Origin of the sequence: Allobosea sp. R86505, from assembly GCF_042466375.1 — a bacterium.
Lineage (GTDB): Bacteria > Pseudomonadota > Alphaproteobacteria > Rhizobiales > Beijerinckiaceae > Allobosea.
Genome location: NZ_JAXHPY010000001.1, coordinates 3,250,959 through 3,273,303, shown reverse-complemented (window position 1 = coordinate 3,273,303; position 22,345 = coordinate 3,250,959). Strand labels below are relative to the sequence as shown.

The following is a 22,345-nucleotide window of genomic DNA, read 5'->3' as shown; positions in this document are numbered from 1 at the left end:
TTGGAACCCATCCAGACCGGAGCCACCCCATGATCCGCAGCGCCCTTGCCCTGACCCTCGCCGCCGGCGTCTCCCTCTTCGCCGCCTCGGCCCAAGCCCAGGGCACGCTGCGGATCGGCATGACCGCCTCCGACATCCCGCTGACCACCGGCCAGACCGACCAGGGCGGCGAGGGCATGCGCTTCATGGGCTACACGCTCTATGACGGCCTCATCAACTGGGACCTCAGCAAGGCCGACAAGGCCTCCGACCTGACGCCGGGCCTCGCCACGAGCTGGAGCGTCGACGCCGCCGACAAGACGAAATGGACCTTCGCCCTGCGCCAGGGCGTCAAGTTCCATGACGGCTCGGAGTTCACCGCCGACGCCGTGGTCTGGAACCTCGACAAGCTTCTTAAGAACGATTCGCCGCAATTCGACCAGCGCCAGGCGGCCCAGGGGCGCTCGCGCATCCCCGCCGTCGCTTCCTACAAGGTGATCGACAAGTACAAGGTCGAGATCACCACCAAGGCGCCCGACGCCACGCTGCCCTACCAGATCGCCTGGGTGATGATGTCCTCGCCGGCGCAGTGGGAGAAGCTCGGCAAGAGCTGGGAGGCCTTCGCCAAGACCCCGTCGGGCACGGGGCCCTGGCAGCTCACCGCCTTCCAGCCGCGCGAGCGCGCCGAACTTTCGCCTTATCCCGGCTACTGGGACAAGGCCCGCGTGCCCAAGCTCGACAAAATGGTGCTGCTGCCGCTGCCGGAGGCCAATGCCCGCGCCGCGGCGCTGCGGGCCGGGCAGGTGGACTGGATCGAGGCGCCGTCGCCGGACCTGATCCCCTCGCTCAAGACGGCCGGCTTCCAGATCATCACCAACGCCTATCCGCACAATTGGACCTGGCATCTCTCGCGCGCCGAGGGCTCGCCCTGGAACGACATCCGCGTGCGCAAGGCCGCCAACCTCGCCGTCGACCGGCAGGGGCTGAAGGAACTGCTCGGCGGGCTGATGATCCCGGCCGAGGGCTTCTACCCGCCCGGCCACCAGTGGTTCGGCAACCCCAAGTTCAAGCTCAAGCTCGACCAGGCCGAGGCGAAGAGGCTGCTGGCCGAGGCCGGCTTTTCGCCCGCCAAGCCGCTGACCACCAAGATTCTGATCTCGCCCTCGGGGTCGGGCCAGATGCAGCCGCTGCCGATGAACGAGTTCGTCCAGCAGAACCTGGCCGATGTCGGCATCAAGATCGATTTCGAGGTTGTCGAATGGAACACCTTGATCAACATCTGGCGTGCTGGCGCCAAGCACGAATCATCGCGGGGCGGTACCGGCCTCAACTTCACCTACTTCATTCAGGATCCCTTCACCGGTCTGATCCGTCACCTCCAGTGCAATCTGGCGCCGCCAGCGGGGACCAACTGGGGTCATTATTGCGATCCTGAAATGGACAAGCTCTTCGAACAGGTGCGCACCACCTTCGACGCGACGGCTCAGACGGCGCTGCTGCAGAAGATCCACGAGAAATATGTCGATGAGGCCCTGTTCCTGATGGTGACCCACGACGTCAATCCGCGCGCCATGAGCCCGAAGGTGAAGGGCTTCGTCCAGGCGCAGAACTGGTTCCAGGATTTCTCGCCGATCACCATGGCGAAGTGAGGAAGAGGGTGCGCAGGCGACTCGACGCTGTCATTCCGGGGCATCGCGCAGCGATGAACCCGGAACCCACGACCGGGCGAGACCTGATGGGTTCGCTTGACTCAAACGGAGTGCCCCGCCGTGGATTCCGGGTTCGCGGCTGTGCCGCGCCCCGGAATGACAGGTGAGGACCCCATGCTGAAATACCTCGCCAAGCGCATCCTCTACGTCCTGCCGGTCGCCTTCGGCGTCAGCCTGTTCTGCTTCATGCTGGTCCATATCGCGCCGGGCGACCCGCTGACCTCGGTGCTGCCACCCGACGCCTCGCAGGCGATGCAGGACGAGCTGCGCAAGATCTATGGCTTCGACCGGCCGCTGCCGGTGCAGTTCGGCCTCTGGCTGCTGAAGGCGCTGCAGGGCGATCTCGGCACCTCGATCGCGACGGGCCGTCCCGTTGCGGCCGAGGTCTGGCGCGCGGTGGGCAACACGCTGCTGATCGCGGGACTCGCGACCGTCATCGGCTTCGTCTTCGGCTGCTTCTTCGGCTTCGTCGCCGGCTATTTCCGCGGCTCCTTCCTCGACAAGTTCGCATCCATGCTGGCGGTGCTCGGCGTCTCTGTGCCGCATTACTGGCTGGGCATGGTGATGGTGATCGTGTTCTCGGTGCAGCTCGGCTGGCTGCCGCCGGGCGGGGCGGGGCCGGGCGGCTCGGCGGCATGGAAATGGGATTGGGAGCATGTCAGCTACATGATCCTGCCGGCCATCACGATGTCGGTGATCCCGATGGGCATCATCGCCCGCACCGTGCGCGCGCTGGTCGCCGACATCCTCAACCAGGAATTCGTCCCGGCGCTGCGGGCCAAAGGGCTGATGGATTTCGGCGTCTTCCGCCATGTCGTGAAGAACGCGGCCCCGACCGCGCTCGCCGTGATGGGCCTGCAACTCGGCTATCTGCTGGGGGGATCGATCCTGATCGAGACAGTGTTCTCCTGGCCGGGCACCGGCTTCCTGCTCGGCAACGCCATCTTCCAGCGCGACCTGCCGCTGTTGCAGGGGACGATCCTCGTGCTCGCCATGTTCTTCGTCGGCTTGAACGTCCTCGTCGATATCCTGCAGGGTCTGCTCGACCCGCGCGTCCGGAGGCGCTGAGATGTCCGCCATCGCGCAAGGCAACGCCGCCATCATCGTGCCGCCGCTGGCGAAGTCGCCCGGCTACTGGGCCGGCGTCTGGCGTCGGTTCAAGAAGGACAAGGTTGCGGTCGGCGCCGGCCTCGTCGTGCTGGCGATCATCCTGATGGCGATCTTCGCCGACTACATCGCCCCGGCCGACCCGACCCGCTCGTCGATGCTGCGGCGCCTGCGGCCGATCGGGACACCGGGTTATCCTCTCGGCGCCGACGAACTCGGCCGCGACATGCTCTCACGGCTGATCCACGGCGCGCGGCTCTCGCTCTTCATGGGCGTGGTGCCGGTCTTCATCGCCTTCGTCGTCGGTTCAGTGATCGGCGTCGCCGCCGGCTTCTTCGGCGGCAAGTTCAACACCATCACCATGCGTACGGTCGATGTGTTCTACGCCTTCCCCTCCGTGCTGCTGGCGATCGCGCTGTCGGGGGCGCTGGGCGCCGGCATCACCAACTCGCTGTTGTCGTTGACGATCGTCTTCATCCCGCCGATCGCGCGCATCGCCGAGAGCGTGACCACGCAGGTCCGCGCGATGGACTATGTCGAGGCGGCCCGTGCCAGCGGCGCCAACGCGATCACGATCATCCGCGTCCATGTGCTCGGCAACGTGCTCGGCCCCATCTTCGTCTATGCGACGAGCCTGATCTCGGTCTCGATGATCCTGGCCTCGGGCCTCTCCTTCCTCGGTCTCGGCACCAAGCCGCCGACGCCGGAATGGGGGCTGATGCTGAACACGCTGCGCACCGCGATCTATGTGCAGCCCTGGGTGGCGGCGCTGCCGGGCGCGGCGATCTTCATCACCTCGATCTCGTTCAACCTGCTCTCCGACGGTCTGCGCTCGGCGATGGACGTGAAGGGCTGACCATGATCGAGGAAACCCCTCTCCAGACCCATCCCGACCGCGGCGGCGCGGGCACCCCGCTGCTGCAGGCCAAGACCCTGACCAAGCATTTCCCGCTCGGCGGCGGCGCCGTCGTGCGCGCCGTCGACGGCGTGGACTTCGCCGTGATGAAAGGCGAGACGCTCGGCGTCGTCGGCGAATCCGGCTGCGGCAAGTCGACGACGGCGCGTGTCGTCATGCAGCTCATCCCCCAGGACAAGGGCGAGATGCTGTTCGACGGCGAGATCGTCGGCGGCCAGGCCCTGACGCTGAAGGAGTACCGCCGCCAGGCGCAGATGGTTTTCCAGGACTCTTACGCCTCGCTCAACCCGCGCCTGACCATCGAGGATTCGATCGCCTTCGGGCCGACGGTCCATGGCGTCTCCAAGGCCAACGCCATCCTCAAGGCGCGCGATCTGCTGGAGCGCGTCGGGCTCGATCCCGCCCGCTTCGCCGCGCGCTATCCGCACGAGCTCTCCGGCGGCCAGCGCCAGCGCGTCAACATCGCCCGTGCGCTCGCGCTCGGCCCGCGGCTGGTCATCCTCGACGAGGCGGTGTCGGCGCTCGACAAATCGGTCGAGGCGCAGGTGCTCAACCTGCTCGCCGATCTGCGCGAGGAGTTCGGCCTGACCTATATCTTCATCAGCCATGACCTCAACGTCGTCCGCTTCATCAGCGACCGCGTCATGGTGATGTATCTCGGCGAAGTCGTGGAGATCGGCCCGGTCGAGGAGCTCTATGGCGATCCGCGCCACCCCTATACGCGCGCGCTGCTCTCGGCGATGCCGTCCATGGATCCCGACAACCGGACCATGGAAGCCCCGCTCGCCGGCGATCCACCGAACCCGATCAACCCGCCCGAAGGCTGCCGCTTCCACCCGCGCTGCCCGCATGCGCAGACCGTCTGCGCCAAGGTGAAGCCGGTCCTGGCCACGGTGGGCGAGGGGGCCCGCCAGGTCGCCTGCCACATGCAGGTGCCCGGCTCCGGCCACAGCCACGCCCCAGCCCTGGAGGTCGCGGCATGAGCACGGGTATGAACACGGCCATCGGCACGCCTCTCGTCGAGATCGAGAACCTGACGGTGCGCTTCCGCGGCGCCCAGACCGTCCATGCCGTGAACGGCGTCTCGCTGACCTTGGAGCCGGGTAAGGTGCTCGGCATCCTCGGCGAATCCGGTTCCGGCAAGAGCGTCACGTTGAAGACGCTGCTGCGCCTGCTGCCCGAGAGCCGCACCGATATCGGCGGCAGCGTCCGGGTCGACGGCCGCGACGTGCTGGCGCTGAACCCGCAGGATCTGGCGGATTACCGCGGCGCCGTGACCTCGATGATCTTCCAGGATCCCGCGCTCGCGCTCGATCCCGTCTACACCGTCGGCCAGCAGATCGCCGAGGCGATCATCCGGCACGAGAGCATCTCGGCGAAGGCGGCGATGGCGCGCGCGCTCGAACTGCTCGAACTGGTCCGCATCCCGTCGCCGGAACGCCGGCTCAAGGCCTATCCGCACGAGATGTCGGGCGGCATGCGCCAGCGCGCCATGATCGCGCTCGCGCTCGCGGCCCGCCCCAAGCTGCTGCTCGCCGACGAGCCGACGACCGCGCTCGACGCCACCGTGCAGATCCAGATCCTGCTGCTGCTGCGCCAGCTCCAGCGCGATCTCGGCATGGGCATGCTCTTCGTCACCCACGACATCGGCGTCGCCGTCGAGGTCTCGGACCGGCTGGCGGTGATGTATGCCGGGCAGATCGTCGAGACCGGCACGGTCCGCGAGCTGCTGCGCGATCCCCAGCACCCTTATACGAGGGGGCTCCTCGCCGCGAATTTGCACGGCGCAAAGAAGGGCGAGCGGCTGGAGGCCATTCCCGGCGCGCCGCCGGCGCTGACCGAGCCGCCCTCGGCCTGCTCCTTCGCGCCGCGCTGCAAGCACGCGCAGGATCGCTGCCGCGCCGCGCTGCCGCCGGTCGTCCAGCTCGGCGAGGGCCGGGTGGTGCGCTGCATCCTGGCGGAACAGGCACTCACCGCGGCGGCGTGAGCACGCCGCCCATTCCGCGCCGGCCATTTCCTCGCAAGCCTCGACCCGCTATCAGCAGGCGACGACGCGCCGCGACCCTGCTGCGCCAACCTGACGGAGCAGACCATGGATCTCGGCCTTCACGACAAGCGCGCGCTGGTGCTGGGCGCGAGCCGGGGGCTCGGTGCCGCCATCGCCCGCACGCTCGCCAGCGAGGGCGCCTCGGTCATCGCCGCCGCCCGCAACGTCGCAGCGACCGATGCCTGGGTCAGCGAATGCCCCGAGGAGGTGCGCAGCCGCATCTTCGCCGCCAGCCTCGACCTGTCGGATCTCGCCTCGGTCGAATCGCTGATGACCGTGCTGCGCGATGCCGGCGGCATCGACATCCTGATCGGCAATTCCGGCGGCCCGCCCCCGGCAGAGGCCCGCGAGGCCGGCCGCGACGACTGGCTCAAGCATTTCGAGGCGATGGCCGCCAATCTCTTCCATCTGGCGCAGGGCATGCTGCCGGGCATGGTCGAGCGCGGCTACGGCCGCATCATCACCATCGCCTCCTCGGGCGTCGAGCAGCCGATCCCGCGGCTGGCGCTGTCGAACGGCATCCGCTCGGCGGTCGTCGGCTGGTCGAAGACGCTGGCTGCGGAGGTCGCGGCGCAGGGCGTGACGGTGAATGTCGTGCTGCCCGGCCGCATCCACACCGAGCGCGTCGACCAGCTCGACCAGGCTGCCGCCGATCGCACCGGCACCACGCCCGAGCAGGCCGCCAAGGCCTCCCGCGCGACGATTCCCGCCGGCCGCTACGGCACGCCGCAGGAATTCGCCGATGTCGTGACCTTCCTCGCCAGCGAGCGTGCGAGCTATGTCACCGGCGCCAAGATCCGCATCGACGGCGGCGCCACGCGAAGCATCTGAGGGACGAGCGAACAGGAGGCGCCGGCCTGCCTTCTGGCGACCGGCGTCATCGTCGCGGGCTGGCTCAGGCCGCCTGCGAATAGGTGGTGCCGGACGCGTTCGCCGCGCCGAGCTGGTAGGTGCTGCCATAGGCCTGCGACGCGCTGCCCGGCGGCGGGCCGGGCGGCGGACCCGACGGGCGGCTGCGCTGTTCGAGCGCTGCCTGGAAGGCGCTCTGCTCGTCTTCCGAGATCGAGCCGTCCGAACTCGAATCGATCGCGTCGAACAGCTTGCTCAGCAGGTCGCTGGACGAACTCGTGCCCGACGAGAAGGCCGAGAGGAACTCGTCCTTCGCGACGCTGCCGTCCGAATTCGCGTCGAGCTGGGCGAAGATGTCGGTCTCCTCCTCGCTCTCGCCGGTGCCGCTCTCGCTGCTGCTGCCGGCCTGAAGACCGAACAGGAAGGACTGGAGCTGCTGCCGGGCCTGCTCGGCCTTGGCCTTGAAGGCGTCCTGCTCCTCCTTGGTGATCGACCCATCGCTGTCGCTGTCGATCGCCTTGAAGAGCTCCTCGCTCTTGCTGCTGTCGGCGCCTTTCGGGGCCCCGGCCTTGAATTCCTCGATGCTCAAGCCGCCGCTGCTGTCGGTATCGACCGACTCGAAACTCGGAGGCTTGGGCGGAGGCGGGCGAAACCCGCCGCTGACGCCACTGATGCTGGACATGGCTGGACTCCATTCGTCACCGCCGAATGGCGGCGCCAGGGATTGTCCGGCCGAACGCGGTTGCAGAAGCCTAAGGCGCAGGGGCCTCCCGCGAGGCGATTGGTAAGCGAGTGTTTCGCCAGAGCCCTTCGGCAACAGAGCGAAACACAAATCCCGGTCGCCTCAGGCGATGACCGCCGTCGCCTCGATCTCGACCAGCGCCTCGGGCTCGACCAGCGAGACCACCTGCACCACTGCCATGGCCGGAAAATGCCGGCCCAGCACGCCGCGATAGACCGGCCCGAGCTCCTTGAGGCTGGCGCGATAGGCCTCCATGTCGGTGACGTACCACGTCATCCGCACGATGTCCTCGATCCGCCCGCCGCCGGCCTCGACCACGGCCTTGATGTTGAGGAAGGTGCGCTCGAGCTGCGGCAGGAATCCCTCGGCGAAGACGCCGTTCTCGTCCCAGCCGACGAGCCCGCCGGTCATAAGCACGCGGCCTTCCGCCACCATGCCGTTGGCATAGCCGCGCGGCAGCGGCCAGCCCTCCGGCAGGATGGCGCGGGACAGGGTTTCACTCGACATGGGCGTCGCCTCGGTTCGGGGCCGTTCCGGCTCGTCTGTGGGGGTGGTTCAGGCTTCGCTCTGCGCCATCTGGCGCAGGGCGAAGCGCTGCAGCTTGCCGCTGGCGGTCTTGGGCAGGGCCGTGACGAAGTCGATGGCGCGGGGATATTTATAGGGCGCGATACTGGCCTTCACATGGTCCTGCAAGGTCTTGAGCATCGCCGCATCGCCGGCAACGCCCTCGCGCAGCACGACATAGGCCTTCACGATGTGGCCGCGCTCGGGGCAGGGCGCGCCGACCACGCCGCACTCCATTACATCGGGATGGGCGAGCAGGCAGGCCTCCACCTCGGGCCCGGCGATGTTGTAGCCCGACGAGACGATCATGTCGTCGGAGCGCGCCTGGTACCAGAAATAGCCGTCCGCATCGCGGACATAGGTGTCGCCGGTGACATTCCAGCCGTCCTGGACGTAAGCCATCTGGCGCGCATCGGCGAGATAGCGGCAGCCGATCGGCCCGCGCACGGCGAGCCGGCCCGGCGTGCCGTCGGGAACGTCGCGACCCTCGGGATCGATGATCTTCGCCTCATAGCCGGGCACCGGCAGGCCGGTCGCGCCGGGGCGGATGGCTTCCTGTGGCGCGGCGATGAAGATGTGCAGCATCTCAGTGGCGCCGATGCCGTCCATCAGCCTGAGGCCCGTCTTGGCCAGCCAGGCGTCGAAGACGGGCTTGGGCAGGGTTTCGCCGGCCGAGACGCAGATCCGCAGCGAGGAGATGTCGCGCCCGGCGAGCTTGTCGAGCACGGCCCGATAGGCCGTCGGCGCGGTGAAGATCACGCTCGCCCTGTGGCGCTCGATCGCGTCGAGCAGGTCGGCCGGCGCCGTCCTGTCGGGCAGCACGGCCGCCGCACCGATCCGGAACGGGAACAACACGATGCCGCCGAGCCCGAAGGTGAAGGCGAGCGGCGCCGAGCCGATGAAGCGGTCGTCGGGCGAGGCTTTCAGCACCTTGGCGCCATAGGTGTCGCAGATCACCAGCAGATCGCGCTGGAAATGCATCGTGCCCTTGGGTTCGCCGGTGGTGCCGGAGGTGAAGCCGATCAGGCAGACATCGTCGCTGGCGGTGTCGACCGCCTCGAAGCGGTCGTATCCCGGCTGCGCCATCAGCGCCTCGAGCTCGCAGCCCTCCGCGCCGAAGGCGACGATGCGCGCGAGCTCCGGCACCTGGCGCTGGGCCCCCTCGAGATCGGCCATCAGGCGGTGGTCGCACAGCGCCAGCGCGATCCTCGCCTTGCGCAGCGGATAGACCAGCTCGCCCGCCCGCAGCATCGGCATGGTCGCGACCACGACGCCACCGGCCTTGATCACGGCGAGATAGGCCGCGACCATCATCGGCGTGTTGGCCGCGCGCAGCAGCACGCGATGGCCCGGCATGAGGCCCAGATCGCGCGTCAGCACATTGGCGATCCGGTCGATCCGCTCGGCCAGGTCGCGATAGCTCCAGGTCAGATGATCGCCGATGATCGCCGGCCGGTCGCCGCGGCCTTGCGCGACATGGCCGTCGACCAGCACGCTGACGGCGTTGAGCCGCTCCGGATAGCTCAGCCCGGCCTTGGCGAGATCGATCGCCGGCCATTGCTCCGGCGGAGGCAGGTTGTCGCGGGCGAAACTGTCGCTATGGCCGGAGCGCAGGAATATCATGGCCGTCACCCTCGTCTTATTGGCTCTTGGCCTTGAGGAGGTCGCGCGCGATCACGACCTTATGGACTTCCGAGGCGCCTTCGTAGATCCGCAGCGCCCGGATTTCCCGGTACAGTTCCTCCACCTTGACGCCCTTGGTGACGCCTAAGCCCCCATGGATCTGGACGGCCCGGTCGATCACCCTTTGGGCGTTCTCCGTCGCGACGAGCTTGGCGAGCGCGGCCTCGCGGGTGACGCGCGCCGCGCCGCGATCCTTGGTCCAGGCGGCGCGGTAGACGAGCAAGGCAGCGGCATCGACCTCGGCCGCGCTGTCGGCGATGGCGGCCTGGGAGAGCTGCAGATCGCCCAGCGTGCCGCCGAAGAGCTTGCGCGCGTTCGCATGCACCACCGTCTCGTGCAGCGCCCGCCGCGCGAAGCCCAGCGCCGCGGCGCCGACCGTCGAGCGGAAGATGTCGAGCGTCGCCATCGCGACCTTGAAGCCCTCGCCTGGCCCACCGATGCGGTTCTCGACCGGCACGCGGCAGGCCTCGAAACGCAGCGTCGCCAGCGGGTGGGGCGCGATCACCTCGATCCGCTCGGTGACGCTCAGGCCCGGCGTGTCCGCCTCGACCAGGAAGGCCGACAGCCCGCGCGCGCCGGGCGCCTCGCCGGTGCGGGCGAAGACGACGTAATGGTCGGCGATGCCGCCATTCGAGATCCAGCTCTTCTCGCCGTCGATCCGGACATGGCCGTTGCCGTCGGGCGTGGCGATGGTCGCGATCGCCGCGACATCGGAGCCCGCTTCCTTCTCCGACAGCGCAAAGGCGGCGATCCGCGCGCCCTCGCAGACGCCGGGCAGGATGCGCTGCTTCAGGGCCTGCGAGCCCGCGACCGTGATCGCGCCGGTGCCGAGCCCCTGCATCGCGAAGGAAAAATCCGCCAGCCCGTCACGCGCCGCCAGGATCTCACGGGCGAGGCAGAGCGTGCGCACGTCGAGCGTCGGGTTCAGCCCGCCATAGGCCTCTGGCACCACCGCCCGCAGAAACCCGCCTTCGCCCAGAGCCGTGACACGCGCCCGGCAGGCGGCGTCGACATCGTCATGCGCAAGGCCGGGCAGCGTGGCGTCGGCCCAGGCCGCAAGCTCGGCGGCAAAGCGGCGGTGCCGGTCCTCGAAGAAGGGCCAGTCGAGCGTGTCGCCGAGCATGTTTGCGGTCTCCCTCACCACCGGCCGTCATTCCGGCCGCAGCGAAGCGGAGCGCCGGAATCCATCGTAGAGCGCTGCCGCCCTACGATGGATTCCGGAGCGGCGCTGCTGCGCAGCTTGTCCGGAATGACGGCGTGGGTGGCGCTGAACATCATCTCAGTTGCCCTCGAAGACCGGCTTCTGCTTGTTGGCGAAGGCGTGGTAGGCGCGGGCGAAATCCTCGGTCTGCATGCACAGCGCCTGCGCCACCGCTTCCGCCTCGATAGCGCTTTCGACCGACATCGCCCATTCCATCTCGAGCATGCGCTTGGTCATGGCATTGGCGAAGGTCGGCCCGTCCGCGAGTTCACTAGCCAGCGCCTGCGCCTCGGCGAGAGCCGCCTCCTTCGCGACGAGCCGGTTGAGGAAGCCCCAGCGCTCGGCCTCTTCGCCGCGCAGGGTGCGGCCGGTGTAGAGCAGCTCCGCCGCGCGGCCCTGGCCGATGATCCGCGGCAGCATCGCACAGGCGCCCATGTCGCAGCCGGCGAGCCCGACGCGGTTGAACAGGAAGGCGATCTTGCTCTCCGCTGTCCCGAGCCTCAGATCCGACGCCATGGCGATGATCGCACCCGCGCCGGCGCAGACGCCGTCTATGGCGGCGATCACCGGCTGCGGGCAGGCGCGGATCGCCTTGACCAGATCGCCGGTCATCCGGGTGAATTTCAGCAGCTCCTTGGTCTCCATCGCGACCAGCGGGCCGATGATCTCGAAGACGTCGCCGCCGGAGGAGAAATTGCCGCCCGCGCCGGTCACCACGATCGCCTTGACGTTCTCCTCCTTCTGCGCGGCGAGGAAGAAATCGGTGAGTTCGCGGTAGCTTGCGAAGGTCAGCGGATTCTTTTTCTCAGGCCGGTTCAGCGTCACCGTCGCGACCTTGCCAGCGACGGACAGCGCGAAATGCTGAGGCTGGAAGCCCGAGAGCGGCAGGGTCGTGGCGTTGGCCGGCCTGGTCACGAGGCATCTCCGTTACCGGCGTCATCTTGCTTGCTGGCGTCCTGCGCGCGAGCCGCGATCGCGCGGTGCAGCGAGGCCTTGGTCTGCCCGAGCAGGCGGAAGAGCTGCGCCCGCTCGGGCTGGTCGAGCCCCGCGAAGAGCTCCGCGATCCAGCCTTCATGGCGTTCGGCCATCGCCTTGAAGGCCTTGCGGCCCTGCGCCGTCAGCGTTAGCACCTGCACGCGCCGGTCCTGCGTGGCGGCGCGCTTGTCGACGAGCCCGTCGGCCAGAAGCCCGGCGACGACGGCGGTGACGTTGCCGTTCGAGACCATCAGCCGCTGCGAGACCTCGCCGACGGTCATGCCGGTGCTCGACTTGTCGAGCTGCGCCATCAGGTCGAAGCGTGGCAGCGTCGTCTTGAACTCCTCGCGCAGCCGGTTGCGGATCTCGGTCTCGATCAGCGTCGAGCAGGTCAGCATCCGCAGCCAGAGTCGCAACTCGTCCTTGTGGTCGCCGGGGCGCTCGCTCGCCTTGGTCTCGCGGTCGAGCATCAGGCCCGGCAGGATGCTCTCCATCGCCTAGAACTCCCCGCCATTGATCGTCAGGGACTGGCCGGTGACCGAGCCGCTGGCCGGCCCGCAGAGATAGAGCACCGCCTGCGCGATCTCGTCCGGCGCGATCAGCCGCCCCTGCGGATTGTCCTTGACCATCCCGGCCAGCGCCTGCTCGCGGCTGACGCCCGTCTTGGCGACGATCGCGTCGAGCCCGCTCGCCACCATATCCGTATCGGCATAGCCGGGACTGACCGCGTTGACGGTGACACCGCTGCGCGCCGTCTCCAGCGCCAGCGACTTCACCAGCCCGATCACCGCATGCTTGGCCGCGACATAGGCCGAAACGTAAGCATAGCCGCGATGGCCGGCGGTCGAGCCGATTGCGATCAGCCTCCCGTGCCCGCGCTCGACCATGCCGGGCAGGGTGCCGTGGAACAGGTTCACCGTGCCGATCAGGTTGATCTCGGTCATCCGGCGAAAGCGCTCGGCCGGGCTGCGCAGGAAGGGCCCGGTCTCGACGGCGCCGGCATTGGCGACGGCGATGTCGATCGGCTGATCCGCGGTAAGCCGCGCCAGCGCTTCCGCCATCGCTGCCGCGCCCGTGACGTCGCAGGCGGCATGGGCGTCGGCATCGCCCGCCGCGCAGACCGCGGCCAGGGCTGCCGCATCGCGGCCGAGGATGGAGACGCGCGCACCCTCGCGGCGCAAGCGCGCGGCGATGGCGCGGCCGATCCCGCGCCCTCCACCCGTCACCACCGCGTGCCGCCCTGAAAGGAGCATCCGAACCGCCTCCCGATGCACCAATGTATTTTAGGTCTAAAGCATTTTGCAAGCGGCTGTGACAGGCGGATCCGGGGCTCTGTCCGGATGCCATAAGCGACCCGAAGAGCACGTATCGACGAGTCTTGGCCTGCGTCGTTTGATCTCGGTCAAGGCGATGAGGGCGTCGCTTGAGTGAAAATTATTTTAGGCCTAAAATAATTTCTCAGTCGGTTCGGGAAGAGGGGCTTAGGATGCGTATCGCAGTGGTCGGCGGCGGGCCTGCGGGGCTCTATCTCGCGCTCCTGATGAAGCGGGACTGGCCGGAACTCGACATCACGGTCTTCGAGCGCAACCAGCCCGACGACACCTTCGGCTTCGGTGTCGTCTTCTCCGACCAGACGCTCGACATCTTCAAGGCCGCCGACGAGGCGAGCTACGCCGCCATTCGCGACAATTTCGCATATTGGGACGACATCGAGGTCCACTTCAAGGACAGCGTCCACCGCGTCTCCGGCAACGGCTTCTGCGGCTGCTCGCGCCGCTCGCTCCTGCTGCTCGTCCAGGCCCGGGCCCGCGAACTCGGGGTCGAGCTACGCTTCGGCGAGGAGGCGGCCGATATCGAGACGCTCAAGGCGCAGTACGACCTCGTCGTCGGCTGCGACGGCATCAACAGCCGCATCCGCGAGGGCTGGCGCGACCGCTTCCAGCCGGAGGTCGATCTGCGGCCGAACCACTTCACCTGGATGGGCTCGACGCGGCCCTTCGACGCCTTCACCTTCTTCTTCAAGGAGACGCAGCACGGCGTCTTCATCGCGCATTGCTACCAGTACGAGGCAGGCCGCTCAACCTGGGTGCTGGAGACCGACCCCGAGACCTTCGAGAAGGCCGGCCTCGGCGCGATGGACGAGGCGGCGTCGGCCGCCTTCCTCGAAGGCGTCTTCGCGGAGGAGTTGCAGGGCCACAAGCTGATCACCAACCGCTCGCTCTGGCGCAACTTCCCGATGATCCGCTGCCGCAACTGGGTGGTCGAGAACGTCGTCCTGCTCGGCGACGCCAAGGCCACCGCGCATTTCTCGATCGGCTCGGGCACCAAGCTCGCGATGGAGGATGCGATCGGCCTGCACAAGGCCTTCCACAAGGCGGGGCTGAAGGTTTCCGACGCGCTGTCCCTGTTCGAGCGCACCCGCCGCGAGGAGGTCGAGAAGACCCAGCACGCGGCGGATGTCTCGCTGGTCTGGTTCGAGCAGCTCGGCCGCTTCTGGGATTTCGATCCGCTGCGCTTCGCCTTCGGCCTGATGACCCGCTCCAAGGCGATCACCTATGACAATCTCGCTTTGCGCGCGCCCGACATGGTCGCCGCCGTCGACGAGATGGTCGCGGGCGAACTCGGCCCGCTCGCCCGCCGCCGCAAGGACGGCAGCGCCGTGCCGCCGGCCTTCCAGCCGCTGAAGCTGCGCGATCTCACGCTCGAGAACCGCCTCGTGCTTGCCCCGATGTGCCAGTATTCGGCTGAAGACGGCGTACCGGGCGACTGGCACCTGATGCATTACGGCTCGCGCGCCATCGGCGGGCCCGGGCTGATCTTCACCGAGATGACCTGCGTCTCGGCGGACGCCCGCATCACGCCCGGCTGCGCCGGTCTCTACACCGATGCGCAGGAGGCCGCCTGGACCCGCATCGTTGATTTCGTCCACGCCAACTCCGCCGCCAAGCTCTGCCTCCAGCTCGGCCATGCCGGGCGAAAAGGGGCGACCAAGCTGATGTGGGAGGGCATGGACCGTCCGCTGGCGGAGGGCGCCTGGCCGATCCTCTCGGCCTCGGCCTTGCCCTATTACCCGGAAAGCCAGGTGCCCCGCGAGATGACACGGGCCGACATGGACCGGGTGAAAGCCGAGTTCGTCGCGGCCGCCGGGCGGGGTGTACGCGCCGGCTTCGACATGCTCGAACTCCACTGCGCCCATGGCTATCTGCTGGCGAGCTTCCTCTCGCCGCTGACCAACCGCCGCGGCGACGAATATGGCGGGTCGGTCGAAAACCGCCTGCGCTATCCGCTGGAGGTGTTCCGGGCACTGCGCGAGATCTGGCCGCGCGAGAAGCCGATGTCGGTACGCATCTCCGCGACAGACTGGGCGCAAGGCGGCCTCTCGGCCGAGGATTCGGTGGCCATCGCCGAGGCCTTCGCCAGCGAGGGCTGCGATCTCGTCGACGTCTCGACCGGCCAGACCGTGCGCGAATCGCGGCCGGTCTATGGCCGCATGTTCCAGACCCCGTTCTCGGACCAGATCCGCAACGAGGCCCGCGTCGCGACCATGTGTGTCGGCAACATCACGACGGCCGACCAGGCCAACACGATCGTGGCCTCGGGTCGGGCCGATCTCGTCGCGCTCGGGCGCCCGCATCTGTCGGACCCGTCCTTCGTGCTGCGCTCGGCCGCCTGGTACGGTGTCGATCTGATGCAGCCGGTGCAGTACGGGCCGGGCAAGGACCAGCTCCTGCGCAACACCCCGCGCGAGCGGCAGGATCTGGAAGCCCTGAAGCTGAAGGCCAAGCCGGGCCGGCATGCGCTGAGCCCGTGAGGCCGCGTGGCGGCGTCGGCCCGCACTGGAACATCCTGCCTGCCGCAGGGTTGCCTGATCCGACGCCCGCAAGCTGCGCGGGCCAGGAAAGGGTTATCCGATGTTCCGCTCGCTTCCGGGCCTCGCGCTCGCCGCCGCTCTCTCGGCCCTGACCACCGCCGCACTGGCGCAGCCGCAGGGCGACACCACGACAAAGCCGCAGGCGCCGGCCGAGGCCAAGGCCAGCGGCGGTCTCGGCCCGAGAACCACGAACCCGACGGAGATCGACAAGGGTCAGAACATGATCCTGCCGAATGCCGGGATCTCCAGTGAGTTGGCTGCGCCCACCATGGTCTATGACTGCAAGAACAAGCCGCAGGACTGCATCACCCCGACCAATCGCGGCGACAAGGTCGATCTTCCCGACACCTCGGCCGCCCCGCCGACCTCGAAGCCCTGAATGGCAGGTGGATCGTCTCGGAGATCATTGCGCTGAAGCAATGGGGCGATTGCCCTCGCCATGGTTCCATGGCGAGCCCGGCACGCTATCTCTGGTGAAACGGCCGGGCGTCCTGCCTGGCGGACCTGAGAGGGCGCCATGAAGCTCACCGGAATCCACCACGTCACTGCGATCTCGGCCGATGCGCCGGGCAATCGCCGCTTCTATGTCGAGACGCTGGGCATGCGCTTGGTCAAGAAGACGGTGAACCAGGACGACACCTCGGCCTATCACCTCTTCTATGCCGACGGGGCCGGCTCGCCCGGCACCGACCTGACCTTCTTCGACTGGCCGGCCCCGCCCGCCCGTCGCGGCACCCATTCGATCGTCCGCTCCTCGCTGCGCGTCGCCGACGAGGCCTCGCTTGAGTGGTGGCGCGAGCGCCTGACGGCGGCCGGCATCGCGGTCACGCCGATCCGCAGCGTCAATGGTCGCGCAGCGGTGGATTTCGAGGATCCGGAGGGCCAGCGCCTGACGCTGCTCGCCGATGGCGGCGACATCCCCTTCGTCGTCTGGGACAAGAGCCCGGTCCCGGCGCAGCATCAGATCCGCGGCCTCGGCCCAGTCACCATTTCGGTTCCGAAGCTGGAGCGGACCGAGGTCGTGCTCACGCAGCTGCTGGGCCTGGAGCGCATCGGCAGCTATCGCGACGCGGCCCACGCCACCGGCGAGATCCACGTCTTCCGGATCGGGGAGGGCGGCCCGGCGGCCGAACTCCATGTCGCGGTCGAGCCGGATCTGCCGCAGGCGCGCGAAGGCGCGGGCGGTGTCCACCATCTCGCCCTGCGGACTCCGACCTTCGCCGACTACGACGCCTGGGCCGAGCGGCTGCGCGCCGCCGGCTATCCCAACAGCGGCCCCGTCGACCGTTTCTATTTCCGCTCGCTTTATCTGCGCGAGCCCAACGGCATCCTGATCGAGATCGCCACCGACGAGCCCGGTTTCGCCACCGATGAGCCGGCCGAGACGATGGGCGAGACGCTGGCGCTGCCGCCCTTCCTCGAAGGCCGCCGCGCCGCGATCGAGGCCGGCCTCAAGCCGCTCTGACAAACGGCCTCGGCTGCGGGTTCGACATCGCCGCGGGGCGGACCGGGCGGCCGGTCCGCCCCGCCGGTTTTTGTCGCAATCGCCGGATGGCCTTCACCCCGCCTTAACCAAGGCCGCCTCTACTCGATCCATGCCGCTTGCCGGCTCGTGCCGTCCCGTCGCGACGGCGCCTGTGTGTTGGGTCGGGTCGAGAGCGTTACGGGATGTCGGGTCAGGGCTACAGGCTGCGCATGGCGTCGCGAACCCGCTACCGGGTCGGTCACAACATCTTCGTCCAGATCGCCGCCATCGTCGTCGCCTGCGGCGTCGGCTACGTCGCGCTCGATCCGGGCCATGAGGCGGAGCGCTCCGCTGCAGCGGCTCCCCAGCGCGACGTCATGGTGACCGGCTCGCTCGCCTCGTCCTCCACCGCCTATCGCGACCTGCTCAGGCCGGGCTTCGCGCTCGGAACGACGCCCTCGGCCTTCGGTGCGCAGGCGCCGCTCCAGGCCGGGCTCCAGCGCCATGAGGCACCCGTCCAGGCCGCCCGCCTCCCGCTCGCAGCCGAGCCCTCCGTCGTCGCCGCCCTGCCGCCCGCCTCTGTGGCTCCCGCGCCCGCAGCTCAGGCGGCTCTTGCGGTGGTCGCGTCCGTCGCCACTCCCGCCGTCGAGCCGCAGGCGGTCACCCGCATCCTGAAGGATGCGCCGCTGCCGGCGCCGCGCCCGGCCGAACTCAAGGCTCCTCAGGTGGCCGCGCCGCCCGCCATCGCGCTGCGCCAGCCGACCCGGCGCGCCGCCCGTGTCGCCGCCGCGACGCCGGCCCCGGCTGTCGAGGACAACCGTTCCTTCCTCGAGAAGCTCTTCGGAGCGGCACCGCAGCCCAGGGGGCCGGCCATGGCCTATGCCGCGCCGGAGGACGACGCGGTCGATCGCTCGCGCGGCCGCCGCCTCAGCCCGTCCTTCGGGCCCGCGCCCGGAGCCGCACAGGCCACGGCGATCTACGACATCAGCGCCAAGACCGTGCATATGCCCAATGGCGAGAAGCTGGAGGCCCATTCCGGCTTCGGCGACAAGATGGACGATCCCCGCTACGTCCATGTCCGGATGCATGGCGCGACGCCGCCCCACACCTACAACCTCGTCGAGCGGGAAGCGCTGTTCCATGGCCACCGCGCCCTGCGGATGCATCCGGTCGGGGGCAGCAGCGCGATCTATGGCCGCGCCGGTCTTCTGACCCACCCCTATCTGCTCGGACCCAACGGTCAGTCCAATGGCTGCATCTCCTTCAAGGACTATGACCGCTTCCTGCAGGCCTATCTGCGCGGCGAGGTGAAGCGCATCATCGTGGTCGCCAGCATGCGCGACGCGCCGACCTCGCTGATCGCCTCGCGTTGACGCGCAGGTGAGCGGCGCGTGATCATCGGTTGGGGAACGGTGGGCGGAGCCGAGGTGTTCAGACCCATCGAGCCCACAGGGAGACCGCCGATGACCCGTTCCGCGACCTTCGCCACCGCTTCGCGCCGCCGCCTGCTGGCGGGCGCAACCTTCCTTGCCGCGACAATGGCCCTGCCGGTTGCGGCCCATCATGGCTGGGCCTGGGCCGAGGGCGAGCAGATGGAACTCAAGGGCACGATCCGGACGATCTCGATGGCGCCGCCGCATCCGATGCTGATGGTCACCGCCGCCGACGGCCAGGAGTGGCAGGTCGATCTCGGCAACCCCAACCAGACCGCGCGCTCCGGCTTCACCGGCGACACGGCCAAGCCCGGCGACGCGATCACCGCGCTTGGCAACCGGCATCTCGACAAGAGCAAGGCGCATCTGAAGGCCGTGCGCATCGTCATCGCCGGCAAGAATTACGACATGTATCCGGAGCGCATCCGCACCAACTGAGGCCGCATGGAGCTTCTCGCCGGTCTCGGGACATGGCCCGGAGCCGTGCTGCTCAAGCAGAGCGGGACGGCCTATCTCCTCGTCAACGCCAGCCACATTCTCGGCATCGCCCTGCTGATCGGCGCGATCCTGCCGCTCGACCTGCGGCTGCTCGGGTTCTTTCGCAGCGTACCGGTCGCCGCCCTCGCGCCCGTGCTGTCGCGCATGGCGGGAATCGGGCTTGCCCTCGCGCTCGTCAGCGGCGCCTGGCTCTTTACCGTGCGTCCGGTCGAATATGCCCGCAACGCCGCCCTCCTCTGGAAGCTCGGCCTGCTCGCTTTGGCGCTCGCCAACATCGCCCTGCAGCATAGAAGCGCGGCCTATCTCCGCGCGCTGGCGGGCGACATCACCGCGGCGGTGCGCTGGCGCGCACTCGCCTCGCTGACGCTCTGGCCCAGCGCGCTGCTGGCGGGGCGCTGGATCGGTTTTCTCTGAAGCGGCCGCCGCCCCGCTCGCCTCAACCCTTGGCGGCAGCTTTCGCCTTGCCCGCCGCGGCTTTCGGCTTGGCGGCGGCGATTTTCGCCCCCGCTTTCGCCGTAGCCGGCTTGGTGGCGGACTTGGCCGCGGGCTTCTTGGCCGGCGCCTTGGCGGCCTTCGTCTTGGCGGGTCCCTTGACGCCGCTCGACTCGGCCTTGGCGTTGACCAGTTCGACCGCCTGCTCGAGCGTGATTGCCTCCTGCGTCAGCGCCTTTGGCAGCGTCGCGTTGACCTTGCCCCAGTTGACGTAGGGCCCGTATTTGCCCGCCCGCACCACGAGCTTGCCGCCGCCGGGATGTTCGCCGAGCTCACGCCCGGGAACCGCTGCGCCGCGTCCGAAGCGGGCGCCCGGCCCCCCCGTCTCCTTGGCGACGATCAGGTCGATGGCGCGGTTGCCGCCGATCTGCAGGATGTCGTCGTCCTTGTCGATATTGGCGTAGGTCTTGCCGTGCTGGACGTAAGGCCCATAGCGGCCGATGCCGGCGAGGATCGGCTCGCCGCTCTCGGGATGGCGCGCGACCTCCTTGGGCAACGCGAGCAAGGCGAGCGCCGTCGCAAGATCGACGCTGCCCGGGCTCATGCCCTTGGGCAGGCTGGAGCGCTTGGGCTTCTCGCCCTCGCCGAGCTGGATATAGGGGCCGAAGCGCCCGTCCCGGACCGTGACCTCGGCCTCCGTTACCGGGTCCTTGCCGAGGATGCGCACGCCCGGCGCGCCGGTCCCGCCCTCGGCGGTCGCCTCGCCGTCGGCTGCGGACACGGTGAGCGGCCGCGTGTAACGGCATTCGGGGTAGTTCGAGCAGCCGACGAAGGCGCCGAACTTGCCGAGCTTCAGCGACAGCGTGCCGGTGCCGCAGACCTGGCAGGAGCGCGGATCGCCGCCATCCTCCCGCTGCGGGAAGACATGGGCGCCGAGCACGCCGTTCAGCGCCTCCAGCACCTCGGCGACGCGCAGATCCTTGGTATCGCCGATCGACCTGGTGAATTCCTCCCAGAATTCACGCAGCAGCACCTTCCAGTCGATCTCGGCATTCGAGACGCGGTCGAGCTTTTCTTCGAGATTGGCGGTGAAGTCGAACTCGACATAGCGCTTGAAGAAGCTCTCCAGGAACGCCGTCACCAGCATGCCCTTGTCCTCGGGCACGAGGCGCTTCTTCTCGATGCGGACATATTCGCGGTCGCGCAGCGTCGAGAGCGTCGCGGCATAGGTCGAAGGCCGGCCGATGCCGAGTTCCTCCATCCGCTTGACCAGACTTGCTTCCGAATAGCGCGGCGGCGGCTCGGTGAAGTGCTGGTCGGCCGCGATGGCGCGCTTTTCGAGGGGCTCGCCGGTCTTCATCACCGGGAGCTTCTTGGAATCCTCGTCCTCCTCGTCGTCACGACTCTCCTGATAGAGCGTCAGGAAGCCGTCGAAGAGCGTGACCTGGCCGGTGGCGCGCAGCTCGAGGTTGCGGCCGGCGACGGTCGCCGCGATGTCGACCGTGGTGCGCTCCAGCGAGGCCGATTCCATCTGGCTTGCGATGGTGCGCTTCCAGATCAGCTCGTAGAGCTTCGCCTGCTCGGGTTCGAGATGGCGCATGACCATGGCCGGCAGCCGGCCGAGATCGGTCGGGCGGATCGCCTCGTGGGCCTCCTGCGCGTTCTTCGCCTTGACGGTGTATTTGCGCGGCACGCCCGGCACATAGGCGTCGCCGAACTCCTTGCCGATGACCCGGCGCGCGGCTTCGATGGCCGAGCCGTCCATGTCGACGCCGTCGGTTCGCATATAGGTGATGAGACCCACCGTCTCGCCGCCGATGTCGACGCCCTCATAGAGCCGCTGCGCCAGCTGCATCGTGCGCGCCGGGGCCAGCCCCAGCTTGCGGGAGGCCTCCTGCTGCAGCGTCGAGGTCTGGAAGGGCGGGTAGGGGTGGCGCTTGACCGGCTTGGCCTCGACAGTGGCGACATTGAAGGCGGCCGTCTCCAGCGCTTCCTTGAAGGCGCGGGCCTCGTCGCCGGTGCCGATGTCGAGCCGGGTGATCTTCCGGCCGTCGGCGCCGACGAGGCGGGAGTCGAAAATGCCACCGGCCGCGGTCGCCAGCGTCGCCACCAGCGACCAGTATTCGCGCGCCCGGAAGGCCTCGATCTCGCGCTCGCGGTCGCAGACGATGCGCAGCGCCACCGACTGCACGCGGCCGGCCGAGCGGGCGCCCGGCAGCTTGCGCCAGAGCACCGGCGAGAGGGTGAAACCGACGAGATAGTCCAGCGCCCGGCGTGCGAGATAGGCGTCCACCAGCGCCTGGTCGACCTGGCGCGGATTGGCGAGTGCGGTCTGCACCGCATCCTTGGTGACGGCGTTGAAGGTGACGCGCTCGACGGGGATGCCCTTCAGCGCCTTCTTGGCGTTGAGCGCTTCCAGCACATGCCAGGAGATCGCCTCGCCCTCGCGGTCGGGGTCGGTCGCCAGGATCAGCTTGTCGGCGCCCTTCAGCGCCTTGACGATCTCGGCGACCTGCTTGGCGCCGCGCCCCTCGATCTCCCACTTCATCGCGAAGTCTTGCTCGGGATCGACCGAGCCGTCCTTGGCCGGTAGGTCGCGGATATGCCCGAAGGAGGCGATCACCTCATAGTCGGAGCCGAGATATTTGTTGATCGTCTTGGCCTTGGCCGGCGACTCGACAACGAGGAGCTTCATGGTGCGGTGTCTCGGTCATAGCCTCCTCGGAGCGCGGCACCGCCCTTGTTGGGAGCGGTCCCGCGACCGGTGAAAGACCCGGCGGTTCGGAATTGCGCGCGAAGTTGGTTCAGGGAATCGGTCGTGTCAAACGCCGATTGCGCTTTTGCGCCGGTCGGCGGCGTTTTGGCCACATCCCC

The 22,345-nt window shown here is 68.5% G+C and carries 20 protein-coding genes; 12 read left to right on the top strand and 8 right to left on the bottom strand.

Going from position 1 to position 22,345, the window contains the following annotated elements:
• The first annotated feature begins 29 nt into the window (after window positions 1-29).
• The 6 genes from SJY11_RS15735 to SJY11_RS15710 all read left to right on the top strand — a co-directional run bounded on the left by SJY11_RS15735 (window position 30) and on the right by SJY11_RS15710 (window position 6,589).
• Window positions 30-1,628 carry an ABC transporter substrate-binding protein gene (locus SJY11_RS15735; RefSeq protein WP_376987614.1) on the top strand — a complete coding sequence of 533 codons (1,599 nt, stop codon included), beginning with the start codon at window positions 30-32 and terminating at the stop codon, window positions 1,626-1,628.
• 174 nt (window positions 1,629-1,802) lie between these two features.
• On the top strand, window positions 1,803-2,756 hold the full coding sequence (locus SJY11_RS15730) for an ABC transporter permease (RefSeq protein WP_376987612.1): 954 nt from the start codon (window positions 1,803-1,805) through the stop codon (window positions 2,754-2,756).
• A 1-nt stretch (window position 2,757) separates the two neighbouring features.
• Window positions 2,758-3,651, top strand: a complete 894-nt coding sequence (locus SJY11_RS15725) for an ABC transporter permease (protein ID WP_326912075.1) — start codon at window positions 2,758-2,760, stop codon at window positions 3,649-3,651.
• Between the two features lie 2 nt (window positions 3,652-3,653).
• Window positions 3,654-4,694 (top strand): ABC transporter ATP-binding protein, encoded by a 1,041-nt coding sequence (locus tag SJY11_RS15720; protein WP_376987609.1) that lies wholly within the window; start codon window positions 3,654-3,656, stop codon window positions 4,692-4,694.
• The gene (locus tag SJY11_RS15715; RefSeq protein WP_376987607.1) at window positions 4,691-5,698 is read left to right on the top strand and encodes an ABC transporter ATP-binding protein; all 1,008 of its coding nucleotides are present in this window, start codon (window positions 4,691-4,693) and stop codon (window positions 5,696-5,698) included. Before SJY11_RS15720 ends, SJY11_RS15715 begins: the two co-directional genes overlap by 4 nt.
• A 105-nt stretch (window positions 5,699-5,803) precedes the next feature.
• Window positions 5,804-6,589 (top strand): SDR family oxidoreductase, encoded by a 786-nt coding sequence (locus SJY11_RS15710; RefSeq protein ID WP_376987605.1) that lies wholly within the window; start codon window positions 5,804-5,806, stop codon window positions 6,587-6,589.
• Between the two features lie 64 nt (window positions 6,590-6,653).
• Here SJY11_RS15710 and SJY11_RS15705 read toward each other — a convergent pair whose 3' ends face one another.
• From SJY11_RS15705 to SJY11_RS15675, 7 genes are all read right to left on the bottom strand, one after another.
• Window positions 6,654-7,289, bottom strand: a complete 636-nt coding sequence (locus SJY11_RS15705; protein ID WP_376987603.1) for an EF-hand domain-containing protein — start codon at window positions 7,287-7,289, stop codon at window positions 6,654-6,656.
• Between the two features lie 162 nt (window positions 7,290-7,451).
• Window positions 7,452-7,856 (bottom strand): RidA family protein, encoded by a 405-nt coding sequence (locus SJY11_RS15700; protein ID WP_376987601.1) that lies wholly within the window; start codon window positions 7,854-7,856, stop codon window positions 7,452-7,454.
• A gap of 48 nt (window positions 7,857-7,904) precedes the next feature.
• Complete coding sequence (locus SJY11_RS15695; protein WP_376987599.1) at window positions 7,905-9,536, bottom strand: benzoate-CoA ligase family protein; 1,632 nt, start codon at window positions 9,534-9,536, stop codon at window positions 7,905-7,907.
• Between the two features lie 16 nt (window positions 9,537-9,552).
• Window positions 9,553-10,719, bottom strand: coding sequence for an acyl-CoA dehydrogenase family protein (locus tag SJY11_RS15690; protein ID WP_376987597.1), 1,167 nt, complete (start codon window positions 10,717-10,719; stop codon window positions 9,553-9,555).
• A gap of 156 nt (window positions 10,720-10,875) precedes the next feature.
• Complete coding sequence (locus SJY11_RS15685) at window positions 10,876-11,712, bottom strand: enoyl-CoA hydratase family protein (protein ID WP_376987596.1); 837 nt, start codon at window positions 11,710-11,712, stop codon at window positions 10,876-10,878.
• A complete protein-coding gene (locus SJY11_RS15680; RefSeq protein ID WP_376987595.1) occupies window positions 11,709-12,266 on the bottom strand; it encodes a MarR family winged helix-turn-helix transcriptional regulator in 558 nt (185 codons plus the stop codon). The genes SJY11_RS15685 and SJY11_RS15680 overlap by 4 nt, the downstream gene beginning before the upstream one ends.
• 3 nt (window positions 12,267-12,269) lie before the next feature.
• Window positions 12,270-13,025 (bottom strand): SDR family NAD(P)-dependent oxidoreductase, encoded by a 756-nt coding sequence (locus tag SJY11_RS15675; RefSeq protein WP_376987593.1) that lies wholly within the window; start codon window positions 13,023-13,025, stop codon window positions 12,270-12,272.
• 233 nt (window positions 13,026-13,258) lie between these two features.
• On the opposite strand from SJY11_RS15675, the gene SJY11_RS15670 reads away from it, so the two are divergent.
• From SJY11_RS15670 to SJY11_RS15645, 6 genes are all read left to right on the top strand, one after another.
• Window positions 13,259-15,583 (top strand): bifunctional salicylyl-CoA 5-hydroxylase/oxidoreductase, encoded by a 2,325-nt coding sequence (locus SJY11_RS15670; protein WP_376987591.1) that lies wholly within the window; start codon window positions 13,259-13,261, stop codon window positions 15,581-15,583.
• Window positions 15,584-15,683: 100 nt separating this feature from the next.
• Window positions 15,684-16,022, top strand: a complete 339-nt coding sequence (locus SJY11_RS15665) for a hypothetical protein (RefSeq protein WP_376987589.1) — start codon at window positions 15,684-15,686, stop codon at window positions 16,020-16,022.
• 138 nt (window positions 16,023-16,160) lie between these two features.
• A complete protein-coding gene (locus SJY11_RS15660; RefSeq protein ID WP_376987587.1) occupies window positions 16,161-17,108 on the top strand; it encodes a ring-cleaving dioxygenase in 948 nt (315 codons plus the stop codon).
• Between the two features lie 230 nt (window positions 17,109-17,338).
• On the top strand, window positions 17,339-18,481 hold the full coding sequence (locus SJY11_RS15655; protein ID WP_376987584.1) for a DUF2778 domain-containing protein: 1,143 nt from the start codon (window positions 17,339-17,341) through the stop codon (window positions 18,479-18,481).
• A gap of 90 nt (window positions 18,482-18,571) precedes the next feature.
• Window positions 18,572-18,979 (top strand): DUF6152 family protein, encoded by a 408-nt coding sequence (locus tag SJY11_RS15650; protein ID WP_376987582.1) that lies wholly within the window; start codon window positions 18,572-18,574, stop codon window positions 18,977-18,979.
• 6 nt (window positions 18,980-18,985) lie between these two features.
• Window positions 18,986-19,453, top strand: a complete 468-nt coding sequence (locus SJY11_RS15645; RefSeq protein ID WP_376987580.1) for a DUF6644 family protein — start codon at window positions 18,986-18,988, stop codon at window positions 19,451-19,453.
• Between the two features lie 22 nt (window positions 19,454-19,475).
• Here the strand turns inward: SJY11_RS15645 and topA are convergent, their stop codons facing one another.
• Window positions 19,476-22,166: a type I DNA topoisomerase gene (gene topA / locus SJY11_RS15640; RefSeq protein ID WP_376987578.1), complete on the bottom strand. Its 2,691-nt coding sequence runs from the start codon at window positions 22,164-22,166 to the stop codon at window positions 19,476-19,478.
• Window positions 22,167-22,345: the final 179 nt, after the last annotated feature.

Coding starts and splice junctions, on each gene's coding strand:
- SJY11_RS15735 (WP_376987614.1), top strand. CDS start 30: ATGATCCGCAGCGCCCTTGCCCTGACCCTCGCCGCCGGCGTCTCCCTC.
- SJY11_RS15730 (WP_376987612.1), top strand. CDS start 1,803: ATGCTGAAATACCTCGCCAAGCGCATCCTCTACGTCCTGCCGGTCGCC.
- SJY11_RS15725 (WP_326912075.1), top strand. CDS start 2,758: ATGTCCGCCATCGCGCAAGGCAACGCCGCCATCATCGTGCCGCCGCTG.
- SJY11_RS15720 (WP_376987609.1), top strand. CDS start 3,654: ATGATCGAGGAAACCCCTCTCCAGACCCATCCCGACCGCGGCGGCGCG.
- SJY11_RS15715 (WP_376987607.1), top strand. CDS start 4,691: ATGAGCACGGGTATGAACACGGCCATCGGCACGCCTCTCGTCGAGATC.
- SJY11_RS15710 (WP_376987605.1), top strand. CDS start 5,804: ATGGATCTCGGCCTTCACGACAAGCGCGCGCTGGTGCTGGGCGCGAGC.
- SJY11_RS15705 (WP_376987603.1), bottom strand. CDS start 7,289: ATGTCCAGCATCAGTGGCGTCAGCGGCGGGTTTCGCCCGCCTCCGCCC.
- SJY11_RS15700 (WP_376987601.1), bottom strand. CDS start 7,856: ATGTCGAGTGAAACCCTGTCCCGCGCCATCCTGCCGGAGGGCTGGCCG.
- SJY11_RS15695 (WP_376987599.1), bottom strand. CDS start 9,536: ATGATATTCCTGCGCTCCGGCCATAGCGACAGTTTCGCCCGCGACAAC.
- SJY11_RS15690 (WP_376987597.1), bottom strand. CDS start 10,719: ATGCTCGGCGACACGCTCGACTGGCCCTTCTTCGAGGACCGGCACCGC.
- SJY11_RS15680 (WP_376987595.1), bottom strand. CDS start 12,266: ATGGAGAGCATCCTGCCGGGCCTGATGCTCGACCGCGAGACCAAGGCG.
- SJY11_RS15675 (WP_376987593.1), bottom strand. CDS start 13,025: ATGCTCCTTTCAGGGCGGCACGCGGTGGTGACGGGTGGAGGGCGCGGG.
- SJY11_RS15670 (WP_376987591.1), top strand. CDS start 13,259: ATGCGTATCGCAGTGGTCGGCGGCGGGCCTGCGGGGCTCTATCTCGCG.
- SJY11_RS15665 (WP_376987589.1), top strand. CDS start 15,684: ATGTTCCGCTCGCTTCCGGGCCTCGCGCTCGCCGCCGCTCTCTCGGCC.
- SJY11_RS15660 (WP_376987587.1), top strand. CDS start 16,161: ATGAAGCTCACCGGAATCCACCACGTCACTGCGATCTCGGCCGATGCG.
- SJY11_RS15655 (WP_376987584.1), top strand. CDS start 17,339: ATGGCGTCGCGAACCCGCTACCGGGTCGGTCACAACATCTTCGTCCAG.
- SJY11_RS15650 (WP_376987582.1), top strand. CDS start 18,572: ATGACCCGTTCCGCGACCTTCGCCACCGCTTCGCGCCGCCGCCTGCTG.
- SJY11_RS15645 (WP_376987580.1), top strand. CDS start 18,986: ATGGAGCTTCTCGCCGGTCTCGGGACATGGCCCGGAGCCGTGCTGCTC.
- topA (WP_376987578.1), bottom strand. CDS start 22,166: ATGAAGCTCCTCGTTGTCGAGTCGCCGGCCAAGGCCAAGACGATCAAC.